Source organism: Micromonospora sp. CA-259024, from assembly GCF_050936255.1.
Taxonomy (GTDB): domain Bacteria; phylum Actinomycetota; class Actinomycetes; order Mycobacteriales; family Micromonosporaceae; genus Micromonospora.
Genome location: NZ_JBNJND010000001.1, coordinates 199,379 through 220,428, shown reverse-complemented (window position 1 = coordinate 220,428; position 21,050 = coordinate 199,379). Strand labels below are relative to the sequence as shown.

Annotated in this window: 17 protein-coding genes and 2 pseudogenes; all 19 read right to left on the bottom strand. The window is 72.2% G+C overall.

Annotated features, from left to right (window positions below):
- Window positions 1–2 precede the first annotated feature (2 nt).
- Window positions 3–422, bottom strand: a complete 420-nt coding sequence (locus tag ACQEUX_RS01015) for a TraR/DksA family transcriptional regulator (protein ID WP_124770807.1) — start codon at window positions 420–422, stop codon at window positions 3–5.
- 226 nt (window positions 423–648) lie between these two features.
- Window positions 649–2,148 (bottom strand): potassium/proton antiporter, encoded by a 1,500-nt coding sequence (locus tag ACQEUX_RS01010; protein ID WP_433039790.1) that lies wholly within the window; start codon window positions 2,146–2,148, stop codon window positions 649–651.
- Window positions 2,149–2,193: 45 nt separating this feature from the next.
- Window positions 2,194–2,499 carry a DUF167 domain-containing protein gene (locus ACQEUX_RS01005; RefSeq protein ID WP_433039788.1) on the bottom strand — a complete coding sequence of 102 codons (306 nt, stop codon included), beginning with the start codon at window positions 2,497–2,499 and terminating at the stop codon, window positions 2,194–2,196.
- A 462-nt stretch (window positions 2,500–2,961) separates the two neighbouring features.
- A pseudogene (locus ACQEUX_RS01000) lies at window positions 2,962–3,306 on the bottom strand (hypothetical protein); the annotation flags it as partial.
- Window positions 3,307–3,386: 80 nt separating this feature from the next.
- Window positions 3,387–4,190 carry a DivIVA domain-containing protein gene (locus ACQEUX_RS00995; RefSeq protein ID WP_433039786.1) on the bottom strand — a complete coding sequence of 268 codons (804 nt, stop codon included), beginning with the start codon at window positions 4,188–4,190 and terminating at the stop codon, window positions 3,387–3,389.
- A 44-nt stretch (window positions 4,191–4,234) separates the two neighbouring features.
- Window positions 4,235–4,540 carry a YggT family protein gene (locus tag ACQEUX_RS00990; protein ID WP_366608769.1) on the bottom strand — a complete coding sequence of 102 codons (306 nt, stop codon included), beginning with the start codon at window positions 4,538–4,540 and terminating at the stop codon, window positions 4,235–4,237.
- 30 nt (window positions 4,541–4,570) lie between these two features.
- Window positions 4,571–5,263: a cell division protein SepF gene (locus ACQEUX_RS00985; RefSeq protein WP_433039784.1), complete on the bottom strand. Its 693-nt coding sequence runs from the start codon at window positions 5,261–5,263 to the stop codon at window positions 4,571–4,573.
- A gap of 190 nt (window positions 5,264–5,453) precedes the next feature.
- Window positions 5,454–6,197 carry a YggS family pyridoxal phosphate-dependent enzyme gene (locus ACQEUX_RS00980; RefSeq protein WP_433039782.1) on the bottom strand — a complete coding sequence of 248 codons (744 nt, stop codon included), beginning with the start codon at window positions 6,195–6,197 and terminating at the stop codon, window positions 5,454–5,456.
- Window positions 6,198–6,206: 9 nt separating this feature from the next.
- Entirely contained in the window at window positions 6,207–7,322 is a 1,116-nt protein-coding gene (gene ftsZ, locus ACQEUX_RS00975) for a cell division protein FtsZ (protein ID WP_433039780.1), read from the bottom strand.
- Between the two features lie 246 nt (window positions 7,323–7,568).
- Window positions 7,569–8,387 (bottom strand): cell division protein FtsQ/DivIB, encoded by an 819-nt coding sequence (locus tag ACQEUX_RS00970; protein WP_433039778.1) that lies wholly within the window; start codon window positions 8,385–8,387, stop codon window positions 7,569–7,571.
- A complete protein-coding gene (gene murC, locus ACQEUX_RS00965) occupies window positions 8,384–9,949 on the bottom strand; it encodes a UDP-N-acetylmuramate--L-alanine ligase (protein ID WP_433039776.1) in 1,566 nt (521 codons plus the stop codon). Before murC ends, ACQEUX_RS00970 begins: the two co-directional genes overlap by 4 nt.
- A complete protein-coding gene (gene murG, locus ACQEUX_RS00960; RefSeq protein ID WP_433039775.1) occupies window positions 9,946–11,052 on the bottom strand; it encodes an undecaprenyldiphospho-muramoylpentapeptide beta-N-acetylglucosaminyltransferase in 1,107 nt (368 codons plus the stop codon). The genes murC and murG overlap by 4 nt, the downstream gene beginning before the upstream one ends.
- Complete coding sequence (locus ACQEUX_RS00955; RefSeq protein ID WP_433049487.1) at window positions 11,052–12,503, bottom strand: FtsW/RodA/SpoVE family cell cycle protein; 1,452 nt, start codon at window positions 12,501–12,503, stop codon at window positions 11,052–11,054. Before ACQEUX_RS00955 ends, murG begins: the two co-directional genes overlap by 1 nt.
- 350 nt (window positions 12,504–12,853) lie before the next feature.
- A complete protein-coding gene (gene mraY / locus ACQEUX_RS00950) occupies window positions 12,854–13,978 on the bottom strand; it encodes a phospho-N-acetylmuramoyl-pentapeptide-transferase (RefSeq protein WP_433039773.1) in 1,125 nt (374 codons plus the stop codon).
- A complete protein-coding gene (locus ACQEUX_RS00945) occupies window positions 13,975–15,372 on the bottom strand; it encodes a UDP-N-acetylmuramoyl-tripeptide--D-alanyl-D-alanine ligase (RefSeq protein WP_433039771.1) in 1,398 nt (465 codons plus the stop codon). Before ACQEUX_RS00945 ends, mraY begins: the two co-directional genes overlap by 4 nt.
- A complete protein-coding gene (locus ACQEUX_RS00940) occupies window positions 15,369–16,931 on the bottom strand; it encodes a UDP-N-acetylmuramoyl-L-alanyl-D-glutamate--2,6-diaminopimelate ligase (protein WP_433039769.1) in 1,563 nt (520 codons plus the stop codon). Before ACQEUX_RS00940 ends, ACQEUX_RS00945 begins: the two co-directional genes overlap by 4 nt.
- Before the next feature lie 52 nt (window positions 16,932–16,983).
- The gene (locus tag ACQEUX_RS00935) at window positions 16,984–19,191 is read right to left on the bottom strand and encodes a peptidoglycan D,D-transpeptidase FtsI family protein (RefSeq protein ID WP_433039767.1); all 2,208 of its coding nucleotides are present in this window, start codon (window positions 19,189–19,191) and stop codon (window positions 16,984–16,986) included.
- Between the two features lie 3 nt (window positions 19,192–19,194).
- A complete protein-coding gene (locus ACQEUX_RS00930; protein WP_433039765.1) occupies window positions 19,195–19,803 on the bottom strand; it encodes a hypothetical protein in 609 nt (202 codons plus the stop codon).
- Window positions 19,793–20,902: pseudogene (rsmH, locus tag ACQEUX_RS00925) on the bottom strand (16S rRNA (cytosine(1402)-N(4))-methyltransferase RsmH). Before rsmH ends, ACQEUX_RS00930 begins: the two are co-directional and overlap by 11 nt.
- Window positions 20,903–21,050 lie beyond the last annotated feature (148 nt).

Here is a 21,050-nt window from a genome sequence, read left to right as displayed (position 1 = left end):
CCTCAGCGCCGCTCCTCCAGCTGCTTGCACGTCACACACTGGGTGGCCGACGGGAAGGCGGCGAGGCGCTCGACCGGGATCGGGTTGCCGCACCGCTCGCACCAGCCGTAACCACCCTCGTCGAGGCGCTCCAGAGCGCGCTCGACCTGCGTGATCCGTTCCAGAATGCTGTTGGCGAGAGAGATCTCCTGCTCCCGCTCGAGCGTCTTGGTGCCCGTGTCGGCCTGGTCGTCCCCGGCCGAGTCGGTCAGCCGATCGCGCTGCAGCTCGGTGATCTCACTCAGCGTCTGATCGTACTCGGCGCGAAGCTCGTCCCGCCGCGCCGCCAGCGCCGCCCGGATCTTCTCGGTCTCCGCGGTGCTGCGGGTGGCCTTGGCCACCGGCTTGCGCCCGGCGGTCCTGGTGTCGGCTGGCTTCGCCATGGGTCGCTCCCTCGGCCGGGGAGCCGCGTGGTCCGCGGCACCTGGTCAGGGGGCGCCGACCAAGGCGTCCCCTATGTGCGAAAAGGGGCGCACGGCGACGATTGGCCGCGCACTCCGGAGGTTGGCAAGAATACGGAACGTACAGGCGTCCGACAACGTGCCGCACCGTCGCACCGCTTAACAGCCCCTAGCCCTGCCTAACTGGGGCAAAAGGAACGCTAGCAGATCAACCGACCGCCTCATCCCCGTACTCACCAAACCATCGGGCCAGGCGACCCCGCCGACTGACGGCCCGCAGCCGCCGTTCCGCCGCGTCCCGCACCCCGACCGTCGCCACGATCAACAGACTGTCGCCGGTCTTCAGACGAGTGTCCGGTGCGGGCACGAAACCCACCCCGTCGCGCAGCACCAGGGTGACCGATGCGCCCACCGGAAGCCGCAACTCGTCGACGTGCACGCCGGCCAGCCGGGAGCCCGGCGGCACCTCCAACTGGAGCAGGTCCGCCCGCATCCGCTCCAGCGGGGCGGTCTCCACATGGATCTCGGCGGCCTCGGCCGGCGCGGTCACCCGCAACCACCGAGCGAACGGCCCCAGCGCCCCGGCCTGCACCAACGTGAAGATCACTACCAGCACGAAGACCACGTCGAAAAGGCGCTCCGCGCCGGGCACCCGTTCGGAGAGCGGAATGGTGGCCAGCACGATCGGCACCGCCCCGCGCAGCCCGGCCCAGGACAGAAACGCCTGTTCTCGTAGACCGACCCGGAACGGCAGGGCCGAGACGGCCACCGACAACGGCCGGGCCAGCAGCACCAGCGCCAGCCCCGCGACCACCGCGGGCAACACCGCCGCGTCCAGTCGGCCCGGCGAGACCAGCAACCCGAGAAGCACGAACAACCCGATCTGGGCGAGCCAGGCCAGCCCGTCCGCGAAGCCGAGGATCGCCTGTCGATGCGACAACCGGGCATTGCCCAGCAGCACTCCGGCCACGTAGACGGCGAGGAACCCCGAGGCGTGCAGCACCGACCCGGCGGCGTACGCCAGCACGGTGATACCCACCGCGGCGATCGGGTAGAGCCCCGCCGAGGGCAGCGCCGCCCGCCGCAGCGCCCAGGTGCCGGCGACGCCGGCACCCACGCCGACCGCCGCGCCGACACCCAGCTCGTAGCAGACCAAGCCGACCTCGTACCACCACGGGTGCGACCAACCCGGATGGGACAGCAGCACCACCAGCAGCACCGCCGGCGCGTCGTTCATGCCCGACTCGGCCTCCAGCGTCGCCACCAGCCGGGGCGGTAGCCGTAGCCGACGCAGGGTCGCGAAGACGGCCGCCGCGTCGGTGGACGACAGCACCGCGCCATAGAGCAACGCCAACCGCCAGTCCAGCCCCAGCAGCAGATGCACGGCGACACCGACCACCACGATGCTGACGATCACACCGACCGTGGAGAGCGCGGCGGCCAACCCGAGCACCGGACGCAACGTGGTCCAGCGGGCGGTGAGGCCGCCCTCCGCGATGATCACGATCAGCGCGCAGAACCCGAGGGCCCGGGTCAGCTCGACGTCGTCGAAGCGGATGCCCAGCCCGGACTCGCCGATCGCCACGCCCAGCGCCAGATAGACCAGGAGGCTGGGCACGCCGAGCCGGGTGGAGAGCCGAACGGCACCGACCGCGACCAACAGCACGGCCGCGCCCAGCAGCAGCGCGAGATCCAACCCCGGCGTCACGGTTGCTCCAACCCGGGCATCACGGTTGCCTGGCCCGGGCGTTCCTCACTCGGCGGATCCGTCACGCAGTCGGCGCAGCACCTCGGTCAGCTCCGGGCCGGGACGGTCGACGAGGAAGAGCTTGTCCCGACTGGCCGCGCCGGCACGCAGTGACACCGCGGCCGGCCGAACGCCCAAGGCACCGGCCAACGCCCGGCGGGCCGCCTCGGTCGCCCGACCGTCGACGGCCGGGTCGTGCACCGCGATCACCAGGGCGGGCCCGTGCGGACCGTCGAAACGACCGCCCACCCGATCCCGGGAGGCACCGGGCTTCACCCGTACCGCCACCGTGAGCGTGTCCTGTGCGGGCACCGGGTGCCCGCTTCAGATCGGCCGGGCGTCGGCGAGCAGGGCGGTGGCTGGCGCACAGTGCGCGCACGGAGTGAAACCCAGCGCGACGGCCTCGGCGACCGGCAGCGTCTCGGCTACCCGGCCACGCAGATGCGGGCAGGTGGCGAGGTGGTAGCGGGGGCGGCCGTCCACCACCTGGACGGCATCGGGAAGGCGAGCCACCCGGGCCGACTCGGCGGGGGTGACCGGCTGCTCGGCCGGCTCGTCGGCCGTCGGGGCACCGAGGCGGGCGGCGGCGTCGGTCGACGCCGCGAGCGGCGACGCCGGGCTGACGGGCCTGGCGCGAGAGGAGGCGTCGTCGGTCGGAGTCACGAATGACGGCACCTGGTCGACCGGCGGCCCCTGGTCGACCGGGGGCGCATCGTCGACCCACGGGTCGGAGGGCGACGTGTCAGCGACGCCCCCGTCGAAGAGAGGCGGATGGTCGACCGGCGGCGCGGGTGGTTGCCGCCACCCGGTGCCGCCGGTACCGACCGTCGTGGGCACGTGCTGGACCGGCACCTCCGGCTCGACCAGCGGCGGCCCGTACGCGACACCCGGAGTGGCCTGGCTGGCCGTGCGGGGTGCGTCGGGGTGCCGCCGGCCGGTCCGGCCGGAATCCGCCATGGCGCGGTTGGCGGCTGCCTGGCGGGCGCCCACCACCAACGCCACGGCGGCCAGCAGACTGGCCGCGATGGAGATGATCAACGTGAAGCTGGAGCCACCGGCCAGGCCGAGCACCAGCAGCACCACGGCGACGAGGATGAGCAGGAGACTTGCGACTATCACGGCTCACCCCCGCCGCGTCGTACCGTCCAGGCAGGGCCGGCGACCGTCACCATTGGCGGACAGCGAACGCCGGCTGGTGCTCAGCGTCCGGCTTCGAGGGCGCCGGAGCGCCCGCCGCCGCCGTACGAACCGGCGAGCCCCGCAGCGGCCAGGCCGTTGCCGCCAGCGACCCGGCCCGCCTCGGAACGAGTCATCTCGGCTTCGAGGCCCTGGCCGCGACCGTCGAGGTCCCGCAGCTGGCTCTCCAGGTACGCCTTGAGCCGGGTGCGGTACTCGCGCTCGAACTGCTTGAGCTCCTCGATGTGCTTCTGCAGTGCCGTGCGCTTGGCGTCCAGGCCGCCCATGGCCTCCTGGTGCCGCTGACGGGCGTCCCGCTCGAGGGCGTCGGCCTTCGCGCGCGCCTCCCGGGTCACCTCCTCGGCCTTGCTGCGGGCCTCGGACAGCAGCTGGTCGGCCTCGCGGCGAGCGTCGGAGACGTGGTCGTCGGCGGTGCGCTGGGCCATCATCAGCACGCGCAGGGCCTGCTGCTCACCGTCGCCGGTGACCGCGGGACCGCCGGTCGCGCGAACCTGCTCCAGCTCGGCCTGCATCGCGCGGGCAGCCTGCTCGGCCGCCGACTTGTCGCGCTGCACCCGGTCCAGCTGGGCCTTGACATCGTTGAGCTCCGCCGCGAGTCGGGCGTCGCCGCCGGGGCCGGCGGGGGCACCGCCACGGCCGCCGCGCTCCACCTGGGCGCGCAGCTCGTTGTTCTCCTCGATGAGACGGGCGAGCTCGCGCTCGACCTCATCCAGGAAGGCGTCGACCTCCTCCTCGTCATACCCCCGCTTGCCGATCGGCGGCTTTTTGAAGGCGACGTTGTGGACGTCGGCCGGGGTCAGCGGCATCGAAACTCCTCGGGTCAGTTGCGGCCGCGAAAGCGCGTCGGTCATCAGGCAGATGCCCTGATCGACGGCCCTAACACGAACTCCATCAGCACGAACAGGATAACCAGGAGCACAAGGGAGGCCAGGTCGATGCTCACGGTACCAATTCGCAGCGGAGGGATCACACGCCTCAACGCGTTGAGAGGGGGATCAGTGACGCTCCACACGGATTCCAATCCTGCCGATGCTCCACGCCCCGGTTGCCAGCGACGGCCGTACTGCAGGACGGCGCTCAACACGAACCGGGACAGAAGAACGAGCAGGAAGACATAAAGGATCAGGTACAACACTTGCAGTAAGATCGACAACACGGTCAGCGACGTCCCTCGGGTCGGGCGGGGTCAACTCAGACTGAAAAAACCGCCCTCAGCGATCTTGGCCTTGTCCTCCGCGGTGACCTGGACATTAGCCGGTGAGAGCAGGAACACCCGATTGGTCACGCGCTCGATCGTACCGCGCAGGCCGAACGCCAGACCGGCGGCGAAGTCCACCAGACGGCGGGCATCGGCCTCATCCATCTCGGTGAGATTGATGATCACCGGGACGCCGTCGCGGAAATGCTCACCGATGGTGCGCGCCTCCCGGTAGGTGGTCGGGTGCAGCGTGGTGATCTGGTAGCGCTGCTCCTCCTCGGGCATCGCCCGCTCACGCGACGTGACCTGCGGCGCGAGGGCCAGATTGTCCCGGGTGTGGTAGGTCAGCGCGCCGGAGGTCTCGCCAGCCGAGGACCGGGTGATCGACCGTACGCTGGACCGCTCGACCCGTTCCGGACGCTCGCCGTCACCACGCTCAGACTCGCTCAACCGTCCGCTCGTCCGCTCGGAGAGTCGACTCCGCTCACTGGCGCGCGGCCGGGGAGCCGGCGGCTCCTCGGCGTCGTCCTCGTCCTCGTCGGCGAACTCCTCGGCGTACCGGCTCTGCCGGTAACGCGAGTCGCGGTAGCCACCCTTGTCGTAGCCACCGTCGTCGTAGGCCCGCTCGTCGTCTTCTTCGACCAGACCGAGCCAGACCCCCGCCTTGCGCAGTGCACCCATCCCGCGCCCTTCCGTCCGCCGTGCGGCACGCGCCCCCGTGCCATGTCGCCCGTCGCGAGTGGACAACCATGCCCATCGGACCGGAACGGCAATCTCCCGGCGCGCGATTCGCGTCGCGCGCCACGACCCCCGACTAGGAGACGCCACCCCTGAAACAACACTGATGTAATTTGCATGTCTCGCGGTCAGGCTACCGCAGCGTGGGACGCATTCCGAGCAACGCGCTACCGACGCGGACATGTGTCGCGCCGTATCGGATCGCGATGTCGAAATCTCCGCTCATTCCCGCGGACAGCGCGGTCGCTCCCGGATGGACCGCCCGAAACGCCTCGGCCACCTCGGCGAGTCGGGCGAAGGCCCGGTCCGGTTCCCAACCCAGCGGTGCCACCGCCATGAGACCGGCCAATCGCAATCCTGCAGCGTCAGCGACCGCCTCGGCCACCGATTCCAGCCCGGCCCCCGGGTCGGCCGAGCCGGGCAGCGCACCGCCCCGGGCCGGGTCGCCGTCGATGCTCACCTGGACCATGGCATCCAGCGGTGACTCCCGTTCGGCGGCCGCGGTGGCCAACGCCCGGGCCAGCCGGACACTGTCGACGGAGTGCACCACGTCGGCGTACCGGAGCACCGAGCGGGCCTTGTTGCGCTGCAACTGCCCGATGAAGTGCCAGCGGGGACTCACCCCGGCAGCCGCCACCTCGGCGGCCTTACCGGCCGCTTCCTGGTCGCGGTTCTCTCCCATGTCGGTCACCCCGAGCCCGGCCAGCGCCACCACGTCGCTGGCCGGGTAGGTCTTGGTCACCGCGATCATCGTGACGTCGGCGCCGTCCCGGCCGGCCTGCGCGCAGGCGTCGGCGATCCGGGTCCGGACCCGGGCCAGGCCGGCCGCGAGTTCGGCACGTCGGTCCGGTCGTACCGTGGCTGAGCTGTCGGTCATCGGCGGTGCTCAGGAACCGTTCTTGAGGAAGTCGGGAACGTCCACGTCGTCGAAGAGCACCCGGCGCGGCGACTGGGTCGGAGCCGGCATGGTGGCCGGCGCCGGCACCGGGGTGCTCTGCGGCGCCGGCTGGTTCGTGTTGGTCTTGCGGGTCGGCTCGGCCGCCTTGTACGCGGGCGTGCCGCCGTCGAAGCCCGCCGCGATGACCGTCACCCTCACCTCGTCGCCGAGCGCGTCGTCGATGACCGCGCCGAAGATGATGTTGGCGTCCGGGTGGGCCGCGTCGGTGACCAGCTGGGCGGCGTCGTTGATCTCGAACAGGCCCAGGTCGGAGCCGCCGGCGATGGAGAGCAGTACGCCGCGTGCGCCGTCCATGCTCTGCTCCAGCAGCGGGCTGGAGATGGCCGCCTCGGCCGCCTCGACCGCGCGATTCTCCCCGCGGGCGCTGCCGATGCCCATCAACGCGCTGCCGGCGCCACTCATCACGCTCTTGACGTCGGCGAAGTCCAGGTTGATCAGGCCCGGGGTGGTGATCAGGTCGGTGATGCCCTGCACACCCGAGAGGAGCACCTGGTCGGCCGTGCGGAACGCGTCCATCATGCTGATGTTGCGGTCACCCAGGGCCAGCAGCCGGTCGTTCGGAATGACGATCAGCGTGTCGCACTGGTTGCGAAGTTCGTCTATCCCCGACTCGGCCTGCACCTGGCGGCGCTTGCCCTCGAAGGAGAACGGGCGGGTCACCACGCCGATGGTCAGTGCGCCGAGCTTGCGGGCGATGTTGGCCACCACGGGCGCGCCACCGGTGCCGGTGCCGCCACCCTCACCGCAGGTCACGAAGACCATGTCGGCGCCCTTGAGCACCTCCTCGATCTCGTCGCGGTGGTCCTCGGCGGCGTTCTTGCCGACGTCCGGGTTGGCCCCGGCCCCCAGGCCACGGGTCAGCTCCCGGCCGACGTCGAGCTTGACGTCGGCGTCACTCATCAGCAGCGCCTGGGCATCGGTGTTGATCGCGATGAACTCGACGCCCTTGAGCCCAACCTCGATCATCCGGTTGACGGCGTTGACGCCGCCACCCCCGATGCCGACGACCTTGATGACCGCCAGGTAGTTGTGCGGAGGTGTCATCTCCGGTCCTTTCCCTTCGAGATTGGCTTCGGCCGACCGGGTACGGCGTGGCCAGCCCAGCGGCCGACGACAGCTGTCACCAGCGAGGATCAGAGGTGAACCCTCACCCTCTACTAGAGGCTTACAGTTATGTCAACCACTGATCCTCTTCGGGGCAACGTAAGCGCCGCCGCGCGATGAGCCAAGGACCCGCTCGGCGTGTCGCCGGCCGGAGCGCAACGGGTCACGTCTCCACACGCTCCCCGGTCAGCGAAAGGTCACCACATCCGGAGCGCTCACGTCGATCCGGTCGGTGTCCTCGCCGAGCAGCGCGGTGGCCACCCGGGCCTTGTCCGTACCCCGGGTCGCGTCACCCCAGACCACCGTCCGGTCCCCCCGCAGCCGCAGGCTGATCCGGGCCAACCCCTCCACACTCACGTCGACCAACTCCGCGCGGAGCTGCGGGGTCAGCGCGACGAGCACCTCCAGCGCGGCCCGGGTGCCCGGGTCGTCGGCGGCCGGCCGGGCCACCGTCACCTGCGGCAGCCCGGCGGGACGTCCGTCCACCGTCCGGAACGCCACCCCGCTCCGGTCGATCAGCGCGAACGCCTCCCCCTGCGGCACCACCGCCACAGGGGTCCGCTCGGTCACCCGCACCACCAGCGTGCCGGGCCAGTCCCGGGACACCGTGGCCCGCTCCACCGGCGGCAGCGCGCCGACCCGGCGGGCGGCGGCGGCCAGGTCCACCCGGGCCAGCGGCACCCCGTCCGGCACACCGATCGCGTCGTGCACCTGCACCGGAGTGACCAGGCCGACGCCCTCCACGCGCACCTCTCGGACCCCGAACAGCCCGGTGCCGAGCACCGTCCAGGCGACCAGCCCCAGCAGCGCGAGCACCCCGGCGGCCACCGCCCACGGCAGCGCCGCACGCATCCGGCGCTGCCGGGCACGGGCCATGAAACGGCGGGTCGACGGCGGTACCGCGTCCCGGCCTGCCCGGACCAGCTGCCAACGCCGGGCCGGACCGCGGCGCGGCGCGCCACCGTCGGCCGCGCTGGTCCGCCCTCGGGCCGGGCCGGGACTCATCCGGCCGCGGGCGCCGTGCCGCCAGGTGCGGCGGTGCCACCGAGGGCAGCTCCGTCACCCCCGGCCGTGGCCCCACCGGGCACCGGATCACCGATCGCCGGGGCGGCGGCCACCGGGTCGACGGTCGCGGTCGGTGCGGGGCCGCCGGCACGCTCACCCAGGGCGGCCAGCAGTTCGTCGCCCATCAGCGAGATCGGCGGTGCGCCCATGGTCACCACCACGTCCCCCGAGCGGGCCCGACGGGCCACCTCGACCGGCGCCGCCTCCCACGAGTCGACGAAGACCTTGCGGTCGTCGGGCAGCGCCACCGCCGCGATCAGCGCCGCCGAGCCCTCGCCGGGCTGGCGCAGCTCACCAGGCCCGAAGACCTCCAGCAGCACCACCTCGTCGGCGATGGCCAGCGCCTCGGCGATCTCCGCCTGCGAGTCGCGGGTGCGGTACAGCCGGTAGGGCTGGAAGACGACGATCAGCCGACCGTCGCCGGCCACCTCCCGCAGCGTCTGCAACGCCAACGTCATCGAGGTCGGGTGGTACGCGTACTCGTCGTAGACCAACACGCCGTCCGCGACGCCCTTGCGCTCGAAGCGCCGTCGCACGCCGGGGAAGACCGCCAGCGCGGCCTCCGCCGCCTCCAGCGGCAGTTGCAGCAGGTACGCGGTCAGCACCGCGGAGGCGCTGTTCAGCCCCATGTGCCGCCCCGGCACCGGCAGCCGGAACTCGCCCAGCGACCGACCGTCGATCGCGGCCAGGTAGCGCACACCGCGCGCGGAGGAGACGATGTCGGTCAGCCGCAGGTCGGCGTCGGCCGCCTCGCCGTACGTGTACACCCGCCGCCCCTCGGAACGCAGGGTCTCGGCCAGCCGCCGACCGCCCGGGTCGTCGGCGCAGGTGATGATGAACCCGTCCGGGTCGGTGAGGCGGGCGAACTCCACGAACGCCGCCTCCAGCGTCGCGTAGTCGCCGTAGGTGTTCAGGTGGTCCGCCTCGACGTTGGTGATGATCGAGACGTACGGGCGGTAGATGAGGAACGAGCGGTCGCTCTCGTCCGCCTCGACCACGAAGTGCTCGCCGGTGCCGTGGTGGGCGCCCGAGCCGACCTCGGAGATCTCGCCGCCGATCACGAAGGACGGGTCCACACCGGCCTGCTGGAGCACCATGGTCACCATCGAGGTGGTGGTGGTCTTGCCGTGGGTGCCGGCGACCGCCACGGCCCGCCGGCCGGTCATCGCCGCCGCGAGGGCCTCCGAACGGTGCAACACCCGCAGGCCGCGTCGACGCGCCTCGACCAGCTCCAGGTGGTCCTGCGGAATGGCCGACGAGTAGACGACGGTGTCGACACCGTCGAGGTTGGTCGCCTCGTGACTCATGTGGATCGTGCCACCCAGCGCCCGCAGCCCGGCCAGCGACGGCCACTCGCGCAGCTCGCTGCCGGAGACCGCGATGCCTCGGGTCAGGAAGAGCCGGGCCAGCCCGCTCATCCCCACCCCGCCCACCCCGATCAGGTGGATGGTGCCCAGGTCCTCCGCGGTGAGCGTGCCGGCCGGGGTGAACTGCGCGGTCATCGGGCCACCGCCTCGATCACGAAGGAGCGCAGCGCCTCGTCGCCGTCGCGCCGCCCGTAGGCTCCCGCGGCGGCGCCCATCGCGTACAGCCTCTGCGGGTCACGGATCAGGGGAATGACGGTGCGCTCCAGCCAGTCCGGGGTGAGCTCCGCGTCGTCGACGAGCAGCCCGCCGCCGGCCTCCACCACGGGCAGCGCGTTGCGCTTCTGCTCCTGGTTGCTGTGCGGGTACGGCACGTAGATCGTGGGCAGCCCGATCGCGGCCACCTCGGCGCAGGTCATCGCCCCGCCCCGGCCCAGCAGCAGGTCGGCGGCGGCGTAGCCCAGCTCCATCTCGGACAGGTACGGCAGCGTCACGTACGGCACCGGCAGGTCGGTGGGGATCGGCACCGGCTCGTTGCGGGCGCCCATCACGTGCAGCACCTGCACCCCGTTGCGGGCCAACTCCTTGGCGGCGCCGGAGACGGCCAGGTTGATCGAGCGGGCGCCCGACGAGCCACCCGCGACGAAGAGCACCGGCAGGTCCGGGCGGAGCCCGAAGTGGGCGCGGGCGGCGTTGCGCAGTGCGTACCGGTCCAGCCCGGCGATGCTGCGGCGCAGCGGCACCCCGACCACGGTGGCGTCGCGCAACGACTCGGCCTGGCTCGGCTGGTGCGGAAAGCCGACGGCGACGTTCTTGGTGAACTTCATGCCCAGCCGGTTGGCCACCCCCGGCGGCACGTTCACTTCGTGGATCACCATGGGCAGCTCCCGGCGCCAGGCGGCCAGGTAGGCCGGCACCGAGACGTACCCTCCGAAGCCGACGACCACGTCGGCGCGTACCTCGTCGATCACCTTGCCGGCGGCGCGGGCCGCGGTCCACATCCGGCCCGGGGTACGGACCAGGTTCATGTTGACCGACCGGGGCAGTTGGTACGCCGGGATCTGCCGCAGCTCGTAACCGTGCGGCGGGATCAGGTCGTTCTCCATACCGCGTGGTGTGCCGAGGCAGGTGATCCGGACGCCCGGGTCGTGTCGGCGCAGGCAGTCGGCGAAGGCGAGCAGCGGGTAGACGTGCCCCCCGGTGCCACCTCCCGCGAGCACCACCGAACGCAGCGGACCCATCAGCGTCTCCTCTCGCTCGCCGTACCCCCGCGGCTCCGGTCCTGTCGGACCCCGCGCGGCGCGGCCTGGTCGTCGTGGCGCCGCTCGCGGGACCGGGGCACGGACCCTCGGCCAGCGGGCGGCGTCGCCGGTCGGCGACGCCGGCCGGGAAGCGGCGGCAACGGGGCCCAGAGTAGTCGGACCCACCGGGCCGGCGGACGGGCATGCAGTGCTCTGGCCGCATCGGGTTCGGCGCGGGCGAAGGAGGCCAGCATGCCGACCCCGGCCAACGTCACGACCAGGGCACTTCCGCCGTCGGAGATGAACGGCAGCGGCAGGCCGGTGATCGGCAGCAGCCCGACCACCCCACCGATGTTGATCGTGGCCTGGCTGACCAGCCAGGTGGTCACGGCGGCGGCGGCGAGCCGGCGGAACGGGTCGTCGACCCGCCGGGCGATCCGCAACCCGGTGTACGCGAGTACCGCGAACAGGCTGAGCACCACGGCACACCCGATCACGCCCAACTCCTCGGCGATGATCGCGAAGATGAAGTCGTTGTGCGCCTCGGGCAGCCAGTCCCACTTGAGGCTGCCCTTGCCCAGCCCGACCCCGAACCAGCCGCCGTGCTCGATGGCCAGTCGGCCCTGGTAGAACTGGAGGCAGCCGTCGAGCTTGCACGTCTCCGGGTCCGGCGGATCGAAGAACATGGCCAGCCGGGCGAAGCGGTAGTTCTCCTCGCCCTGCTCGCCGGAGCCGGCGCCCAGCGAGGCCACCGCGATGAGCAGGCCGACACCGAGCAGACCGACCACCGTCAGCGCGCCGAAGACCCGCATCCGTACGCCGGCGGCCCAGAGCAGGCCCACCACCAGGGCCAGCAGGCAGAGCATGGTGCCCGTGTCGTTGTAGCCGACCAGGACGAAGAGCAGGCCCATCACCGGGAAGAGCGGCGTTGCCAACTCCCGCCACCAACCCAGCGCGGCGCCCTTGCGGGCGATCAGGTGCGCGCCCCACAACACCAGCGCGAACTTGGCCAACTCGGAGGGCTGCACCTGGACCCCGCCGATGAACAGCCAGAGCAGCCGCGCCTCGATCGGGCCGATCCGGGCGGACTCCTGGTCGGTCAACCGGGCGTAGGCCAGCAGCAGGTTGAGCAGCAGCAGCAGCCCGATCGAGGTGAACAGCAGTGGCCGGCCCAACGACCGGTAGGTGCTGGCGGGCAGGCGCTGGCAGGCCCAGAACGCCCCGATGCCGATCACCGCGAAGATGGCCTGTTTGGTCACCGAGGCCGAGGCGTTGCCGTCCTCGGCGTAGTCCTTCACGCTGGTCGCCGAGAAGACCATGGTCAGCCCGATCAGCAGCAGCAGGCCGGCGCTGGACAACAGCAGGTAGTAGGAGGCCAGCGGCCGATCCAGTAGGCCCCGCAGCGCGGCGAGCCCGCCGGCCGCGTCCAGTCCGCGCAGCGGGGTCGGCACCGGCGCGGTGCTGTCCGTCTCGCGCGCCGCCGTTCCGCTGTCGCGGGCCGTCCCACCGGGTTCCGGTCCCCGCGCCCCGTCCGACGCCACCGTGGCACGCTCCCCGTCCGGTGACCGACGCGGTCGCCCGCCCGTCCTGTCCTCAGTGCCGAGTTCCTCCCCCACCCCGACATCATCACCGTTGGACGCGCCCGACAGCCCCACAACGCCCCACTGGGCGTGTCGGACCCCGTCCCCCGTCGATCTTGCACTTTCCTACCGGACAGAAGCCGCAGGGCGGGACATTCCGGGATGCGAAAGTGCAAGATCGGCGGGGGACGGGTGGGGATCGCGCGGGGAGGGGGTGGAGGTCAGGTCATGTTGGCGAGGAACTCGCTGTAGAAGAGGCCGAGGGCGATGGCCACACCAATGCCGGCGATGATCCAGAAGCGCACCACGATGTTGACCTCGCTCCAGCCGGCCAACTCGAAGTGGTGCTGCAGGGGCGACATCCGGAACACCCGTTTACCGGTGGTCTTGAAGGAGATGATCTGGATCACCACGGACATCGTGATGATCACGAAGAGCCCGCCGATGATCGGCAGCAACAGGATGGTGCGGGTGGACATCGCCATACCGGCGATCAGGCCGCCCAGCCCCAGCGCCCCGGTGTCGCCCATGAAGATCCGCGCCGGGGACGTGTTCCACCACAGGAAGCCCACACAGGCCCCGGCCGCCGCCCCGGCAATCAGCGCGATCTCCAAGGGGTCGCGGACCTCGTAGCAGTAGGGCTGGGTGTAGCTCGGGTCGGCGCACCAGTGCCGGTACTGCCAGAACGCGATCAGCGCGTACGCGGCGAGCACCATCACCGAGGCGCCGGTGGCCAGACCGTCCAGACCGTCGGTGAGGTTCACGCCGTTCGTCGCGGCCATCACCACGAAGATGAAGATGATCACCGCGCCGACCTTGCTGACCTCCAGGGCGTCGATGTCCCGGATGAAGCTCAGCGTGGTGCTGCCCACCGTCTCGGTGTTGGTCACCACGCCCGAACCGTCGGTCATCGTGCTCGGGAACCACAGCGCGATCACGCCGAAGACCGCGCCGACCAGGATCTGGCCGAGCAGCTTGCCGCGCTTGTTGAGGCCGGCGCTGTTGCGCTTGCGCACCTTGAGGAAGTCGTCGATGAAGCCCACCGCGCCGGAGAAGACCATCAGCCCCAGCAGCACCAACGCGGTGATGGTCGGCTCCACCTGCGCGATCTGGGCGTCCGGCAGGGTGGTCAGGGCCAGGTGCCCGGCCACGTACGCGATCACCGTGGCCAGGATGAAGACCACGCCACCCATCGTGGGCGTGCCCTTCTTGCCCTGGTGCATGGCCGGGCCCTCGGCCCGAATCGGCTGACCGGCCTTGAGCCGGGTGAACACCTTGATCGCGATCGGGGTGCAGAAGAGCGAGACGATGAAGGCCACCCCGACGGCGACGATCACCGCCCTCATCGGGTGGACTCCCCAGCGGCGTCGGCGCGCAGGGCGTCGGCCACCTCCCAGGTCCGGTACCGGGAGCCCTTGACCAGGACGACGTCACCCGGTCGTAGTTCGCCCCGCAGCACCTCGACGGCCGCCGCCTGATCGGTGAGCAGCACCGACTCTCCTCCCCAGTTCGCTACCGCTGTCGCGCCTTCGTGAATCGGCGCGGCCGGCTCGCCCACCACGAGCAGCCGGTCGACACCCAGCTCGGCCACGAGTTGGCCGACCTCGGCGTGGCCGTCGGACTCGAACGGGCCCAGCTCGGCCATGTAACCGAGCACCGCGACGGTACGCCGCCCCCGACCGAGACTGGCCAGCGCCCGCACCGCGACCGCCATCGAGGCCGGGTTCGCGTTGTACGAGTCGTCGATGACGGTCACCCCGTCGGGGCGGTCGAAGACGTCCATCCGACGGGTCGAGACCAGCCCCAGCTCGCCGAGCGCCGTGGCCAGCTCGGCCAGCGGCATACCCAGCTCCCGGGCGACCGCCGCCGCCGCGAGCGTGTTCCAGACCTGGTGACGCCCGGTCAGCCCGAGCCGTACCGGCGCGCGCCCCTCCGGGGTGACCAGGGTGTACGACGCGTGCCCCCGCTCGTCCAGCGTGACGTCCTCGGCCCGCACGTCGGCGTCCGGCGCCTCGCCGTAGCGGACCACCCGGGCCTCGGTGCGGCTCGCCATCGCGTCCACCCGTGGGTCGTCGGCGTTCAGCACGGCCAGCCCGTCCGGCGGCAGGGCCTCGACCAGCTCACCCTTGGCCAGCGCGATGGTGTCCTGCGAGCCGAACTCGCCGATGTGCGACGTGCCGACGTTGAGCACCACGGAGATCCGGGGCGGCACCAGCTCGCAGAGGTACCGCACGTGCCCGACCCCGCGCGAGCCCTTCTCCATCACCAGGTAGCGGGTGTCCGGTCCGGCCTGCAGCGCGGTGTACGGGTGCCCCAGCTCGTTGTTGAACGAGCCGGGCGGCGCCACCGTGGCCCCGAGTCGGGCGGTGAGCTGACCGATCAGGTCCTTCGTGGTGGTCTTGCCCGAAGAGCCGGTCACGCCGATCACGGTCAGCCCGGGCAGCCGGTCCACCGCCGCGCGGGCCAGCCGGCCCATCGCGGTCAGGGCGTCGTCGACCAGCACCATCGGCACCCCGGGCACCGCACGGGTGCCGAGCACCGCCACCGCGCCGGCCTGAACCGCCGTCGCCGCGTAGTCGTGACCGTCGACCTTCTCCCCCGGGAAGGCCACGAACAGCGAACCGGGCCCCACCTTGCGCGAGTCGAACTCCACCGAACCGGTGACGGTGGCGGCCGGGTCGGCGGCCACGAGGCGCCCGTCGACCGCCGTGGCCACCTCGGCCAGGCTCAGCGCGATCACCGCCGACCCGCCAGGTCCCCGAAGCGGGCCCGCAGCGCGTCGGCCAACTCGATGCTGTCGTCGAACGGAAACACCTCGCCCGCCACCTCCTGGCCCCGCTCGTGACCCTTGCCGAGCAGCGCGATCACGTCGCCCGGCTCAGCCAACCGAACCGCCTCGTCGATCGCGGCACGACGGCCCACCACCTCGATGATCCGGGCGGCCGTGCCGGCCCGGTACGCCCCGGCGAGCACCTCGGCGCGAATCTCCGCCGGATCCTCGGTACGCGGGTTGTCGTCGGTCACCAGCACCACGTCGGCTCCCTCCGCCGCGGCGGCGCCCATCACCGGCCGCTTGCCCCGGTCCCGGTCCCCGCCGGCGCCGATCACACAGATCAACCGACCGGCGCTCAGCTCGCGCAGCGCGGCCAAGGCGGCCACGATCGCGTCGGACTTGTGCGCGTAGTCGACCACCCCGCGCACCGGCGCGGCGACGTCGACCAGCTCCAGCCGGCCCGGTACGCCACCGCAGGCGGCCACGCCCGCCGCCGCGGTCGCCGGGTCCACCCCGGCGCCGACCAGCGCGGCGATCGCCAGCAGCGCGTTGGCCACGTTGTGCCGACCGGGCAGCGCCACCCCGGCGGAGAGAACCACGCCGTCCGGGCCGTGCGCCGTGAACCGCTGCGCGTACCCCTCGCCGCCCACGCCGTCGGCCCACCAGGTCGCGTCCTGGTCACCGGCCGCCGAGTAGGTGATCGTCGCCGGCTTGAGCAGCGGCTTCAACGCCGGGTCGTCGTGGTTGAGCACCTCGACCGCGCAGCGCCCGTCGAAGAGCTGGGCCTTCGCGGCGAAGTAGTCGTCGCTGTCGGCGTGGAAGTCCAGGTGGTCGGAGCCGAAGTTGGTGTAACCGCCGACGGCGAACCGGACACCGCCCACCCGGCCCATGGCCAGCGCGTGGCTGGAGACCTCCATGACCACGGCGGTGACCCCACGCTCGCGGGCGGTGGCCAGCATGGCGTGCAGGTCCGTCGCCTCGGGGGTGGTGCGCACACTGTCGATCACCAGATCACCGAGCCTGGTCTCCACGGTGCCGACCAACCCGGTGGTGTGGCCGGCGGCTCGCAGCCCCGACTCGACCAGGTACGCGGTGGAGGTCTTCCCGGCGGTGCCGGTCACCCCGATCACGGTGAGACCGGCGGTCGGATCGCCGTAGACAGCCGACGCCAGCTCGCCGAGCACGGCGCGCGGGTCGGGCACCACCAGAGCGGGCAGGCCGCTCCCCGCCGCCAGCTCCACACCCGCCGGGTCGGTCAGCAGGGCCACGGCACCCGCCTCGGCGGCGGCGGCGGCGAACTCCGCGCCGTGCCGACGAGCACCGGGCAGCGCCGCGTACAGGTCGCCGGGACGAACCTCCTGGCTGGCGTGGGTGGCTCCGGTGACGACCACCGCGGCGGCGTCCGCCGGGAGGTCGACGGCGAGCCGGACGGCGAGGTCACCGAGCCGGACTCCGGTCACGGTACGTGGACGTGGATTGCCGGGCACGGCGTCAGACCCTACCCGGTCGTCCGGTTCCGGCCGCACAGCCGCCCCGGTGGTTCGTCGGCACTCACCGATGATGTCCCGCCGTCGCTGCTCAGCGCGGATAGACCACGAACTTGGGTGCGGAACCCCCCGTGGACGGTGGCACGCGGTAGTGACGCAGAGTGAACTGCATCATGTCGCGGAACGCCGGCCCGGCGATCGCCGCACCCCCACCCTCGGGCGCGTACGCGAAGACCGCGATCACGTACCGGGGGTTCTCGGCGGGGGCCATGCCGATGAAGGAGGACACCTCGCCGCGCTGCTTCTTGCCGTCCACCAGCCGCCACCCGGTGCCGGTCTTGCCGGCGACACGGTAACCGGGGACCGCGGCGGTCAGGCCGGTGGCGCGGTCGACCGTGGTGACCGCCTCCAGCATGGTGCGCAGGGCCGCCGCGTTCTGCGGGCTGAGCACCGACCGGGTCACCGGGGCCGGCGCGGGGGTGCGCTTGCCGTCCGGGCCGATCACCTCCTTGACCAGGTGCGGCTGCACGTACGTGCCGTTGTTGGCGATGGCGGCGTACGCGGCGGTCATCTGCAGCGGCGTGGCGTCGACGCTGTGCCCGATCGGCACCGACCCGTACGACGACCCGCTCCACTCGTCGGGTGGCAGCAGTCGCCCGCTGGCCTCCCCGGGCATCCCCTCGCCGGTGGGCTTGCCCAGCCCGAACCGCTTCTGGTAGTCGATCAACCGGTCCCGGCCGAGTTTGTCGGCGATGGTGATGGTGCCGACGTTCGACGAGTAGGCGAGCATGCCCGGGATACTCATCCGCTTGCCGTCGGCCGGGTGCGTGTCGGAGAACCAGGTGTCGCCCATCTTGATGCTGTTGGCGATGGGCAGGGCGGTGTCCGGCGTGATCACGCCCTCCTGCAACGCCGCGCCGAAGGTGATCGCCTTGTGCACCGAACCGGGGTCGACGACGAAGCTGGTCGCCGCGTCCTCCCGGGCGACCGGGTCGCTGGGCGTCGGCTTCGCCGCGTCATAGGTGGGGTGGCTGGCCTGGGCCAGCACCGCGCCGGAGGGAATCTCCATGATCACGGCCGCGGCGGTGCCGCCCGGCTGCTTGGCCATGCCCGCGCTGAGGATCTGCTGCGTCCGGAACTGCAGGTCGCGGACGATGGTGAGGGTCAGCGAACTGCCCGGCTTGGCGGAAGTCGTCCGGCTGTAGCCGCCCGGAATCGGTGCGTCGAGGTCACCGAGGCCGGCCTCGTACACCCGCTTGCCGTCCTGCCCGGCGAGCAGGTCGTCGTAGCGGGCCTCCAACCCTTCCAGCCCGTCCATGTCCTGGCTGGTGAAGCCGATCAGGTTGGCCGCCAGGTCACCGCCGGGCACCTCGCGGCGCTCGTCGCGGTGCACCCCGATGCCGGGCAGCTCCAGCGCCTGCACCCGCTTGGCGGTCGGGATCTCCACCCCTCGCGCGAGGTAGGCGAACGTGGACGCGATGCCGTTCTCCAGCTTGCGGGGCTTCATCAACTCTACGAGCTTCGACGCCGGAACGCCGAGCAGCGGAGAGAGCGCCTTCGCGGTGCCGGCCGGGTCCTCCACCTTGGTCGGGTCGGCGAACACGTATCGCGCCTCGACGCTGCGGGCCAGCGGGGCGCCGGTGCTGTCGTAGATCGCGCCCCGCGGCGCGGGCAGCTCGACCGTGCGGAGGCGGTCGGCGATGCCGCCCCCGGCGTACGCCGGAGCGTCGACCGCCTGAAGGAAGATCAGCCGGATCCCGATGGTGGCGAACAGCGTCAGTGCGAGCGCGGTGCCCAGTCGCAGCCGCAGGCGGGAGTCGGCCAGCTTCGGCGGGCGTGGCGGCTTGCGGGACGGCCGACGGGCCGCCGGGCGGTCGGAGCGGCGCGGTGCACGCGGCGTGGTCCGGCGGCGCGGCGGCGGCTCGTCGACTCCCGGGCCCCGGGGTTTGCGCGGTGCCACGGTGCGCACCACGCCGCCGCGTCCGGCGGCCGGTGCGTCGCGCCGGCCGGTCCGGGCGGCGGCACGACCTCCGTCGAGCACCTGCAACGCCGGCCGGAACGGGTCGCCGGAGCGGGTGCTGCGCGGCGTACGCCGCTGCTCGGCACCCCCGCCACGCGCCGGCGTGCCGCGCTCCTCGCGGACGGTCCGGCCCCTCGGTGTGTACGCCCGGGCGCCCGAGATCCCCCCGATGCCCGGCTCGCCGGTGCGCGGCTCCCCGTCGGTGGGGCTGGCGTCACGCGAAGAACCGCGCCGGGACCCCGTGGGGTCCCGGCGCGGTTCGTCCGACCTCGGTGGCACCGGTCAGCCTCCCGCGCCCTGGCTGGTCACCGACGGCTCGCCGGTCGCCGGCTTCGGGATGCCGAGCGGCATCTTGCCGTCCGGCAGCCGGATGTAGCCCGGCTCGCCGGCGTCCACCAGGCCCAGTCGCCGCGCCTCGGCGGTCAGGTTGCCCGGCGCCTCGGCATCGGCGATCTGCTTGTCCAGCTGCTGCTTCTCCAGGTCCAGTCGAGCCTGCTGCTGCTGCAACCGCTCCAACCGGAACGCGTTCTCATTGATCTTGGTGTTGACCGCCAGGATGCCCAGCACCCCACCGACCACCAGCACCACGATCAGCGCCGCGAACGGCGCGCGCGGCACCGACACCGGCGGCGGCGGCGCCACCCGCAGCCGGGGCGGGCGGGCGCTCGCGGCACTGGCGGCCTTCTCGGCCGGCCGCAGCGCAGCGGTGCCCTGGGTGGGGAACTCGCGCGCCCCCCGGGCGCGAGCCTCCCCCTGCTGGTTCACTCGATCGATGCGTGGCGTACCGTTCCCCACGCGCGGAGCCCGCTCCGCCGCGGTCCGGCCCCCCGACCGCGGTGCGCGCTGCCCGCCGCCGGTGACGTCCCGGCGGTCGCGCTTGTCAATGTTCATGTCCCTCCCCCTCAACATCCGTCCCTCTGCCGTCCCGGTGCCCCTGACCCCCCACGGATCAGGCGGACCCCGTGCCCGGTTGGTGCATTCCCTTCACCCTTCGGCGAGACCGTTCGCGGTCGGTCCGCCCTTGCTCTGTCGCGTTCGGGTCGAGTCGCTCCGCGGCCCGCAGCCGCACCGAGGCGGCGCGCGGGTTCGCGGCGACCTCCGCCTCCCCGGGCAGTTCGGCGCCCCGGCTGAGCAGCCGGAACGTCGGACCGGACCCGGGAAGCTCGACCGGGAGGTCGACCGGGCCCTTACTGCGGACCCGGTCCGCGAGCGCCGCCTTGGTGAGCCGGTCCTCCAGGGAGTGGTAGGACAGGACCACCATGCGACCGCCCACGGTCAGTGCGTCGAGTGCGGACGGCAGCGCCGCCTCCAGCGCTGCCAGCTCTCTGTTTACCTCGATCCGTAAAGCCTGAAACGTTCTCTTTGCCGGGTGTCCGCCCGTTCGTCGGGCTGGTGCCGGAATGGAGTCCCGAACCAGCTCCGCCAGCCGCGCGGACGAGGTGATCCGGGCGCGCTCCCGCTCCCGGAGGATCGCCGAGGCGATCCGGCCGGCGAACTTCTCCTCGCCGTAGACCCGCAGCACCCGGGCCAGGTCCGGATGTGCGTAGGTGTTGACCACCTCCTCGGCGGTCACCCCCCGGGTCTGGTCCATCCGCATGTCCAGTGGCGCGTCCTGGGCGTACGCGAACCCGCGGTCGGGCGCGTCCAACTGAAGCGACGAGACACCCAGGTCGAACAGGATCCCGTCGATACCCGGATAGCCCAGCCGGTCGAGCACCTCGGGCAGCTCGTCGTAGACGGCGTGCTCCAGGTGCACCCGATCGGCGAACCGGGCCAGTCGGACCCGCGCGTGGGCGAGCGCCTCGGTGTCCCGGTCGAGCCCGATCAGGACCGTCTCCGGGTGCGCCTCGAGCACCGCCTCCGCGTGCCCGGCCAGGCCGAGTGTCGCGTCGACGTGGACCGTCCGGCCGCCTCGACCCAGCGCGGGGGCCAGTAGCTCGAGACACCGCTCGAGCAGCACCGGCACGTGCGTGCCGCGCAACTCCCCCATGTTGACCCCCACTGGTTGAAACGTCCGTTCGTTCGTGCGCCTGTCGTCGGACGGCGCTGCCGTCATACCGCCAGATCCCCATCCGCTCCCGCCGGGCACCGGACTCTCACCCGATGACTGGATCGTGCGCCTGGCACCGGGGAAGGGA

Excerpts from the sequence above, each read along its gene's own strand:
- ACQEUX_RS01015 (WP_124770807.1), bottom strand. The coding sequence starts at position 422 with ATGGCGAAGCCAGCCGACACCAGGACCGCCGGGCGCAAGCCGGTGGCC.
- murC (WP_433039776.1), bottom strand. The coding sequence starts at position 9,949 with ATGACCGCGCAGTTCACCCCGGCCGGCACGCTCACCGCGGAGGACCTG.
- ACQEUX_RS00985 (WP_433039784.1), bottom strand. The coding sequence starts at position 5,263 with ATGGGTGCACTGCGCAAGGCGGGGGTCTGGCTCGGTCTGGTCGAAGAA.
- ACQEUX_RS00980 (WP_433039782.1), bottom strand. The coding sequence starts at position 6,197 with ATGACCGACAGCTCAGCCACGGTACGACCGGACCGACGTGCCGAACTC.
- ACQEUX_RS00930 (WP_433039765.1), bottom strand. The coding sequence starts at position 19,803 with ATGAACATTGACAAGCGCGACCGCCGGGACGTCACCGGCGGCGGGCAG.
- murG (WP_433039775.1), bottom strand. The coding sequence starts at position 11,052 with ATGGGTCCGCTGCGTTCGGTGGTGCTCGCGGGAGGTGGCACCGGGGGG.
- ACQEUX_RS00995 (WP_433039786.1), bottom strand. The coding sequence starts at position 4,190 with ATGCCGCTGACCCCGGCCGACGTCCACAACGTCGCCTTCAAAAAGCCG.
- ACQEUX_RS00970 (WP_433039778.1), bottom strand. The coding sequence starts at position 8,387 with ATGAGTCCCGGCCCGGCCCGAGGGCGGACCAGCGCGGCCGACGGTGGC.
- mraY (WP_433039773.1), bottom strand. The coding sequence starts at position 13,978 with ATGAGGGCGGTGATCGTCGCCGTCGGGGTGGCCTTCATCGTCTCGCTC.
- ftsZ (WP_433039780.1), bottom strand. The coding sequence starts at position 7,322 with ATGACACCTCCGCACAACTACCTGGCGGTCATCAAGGTCGTCGGCATC.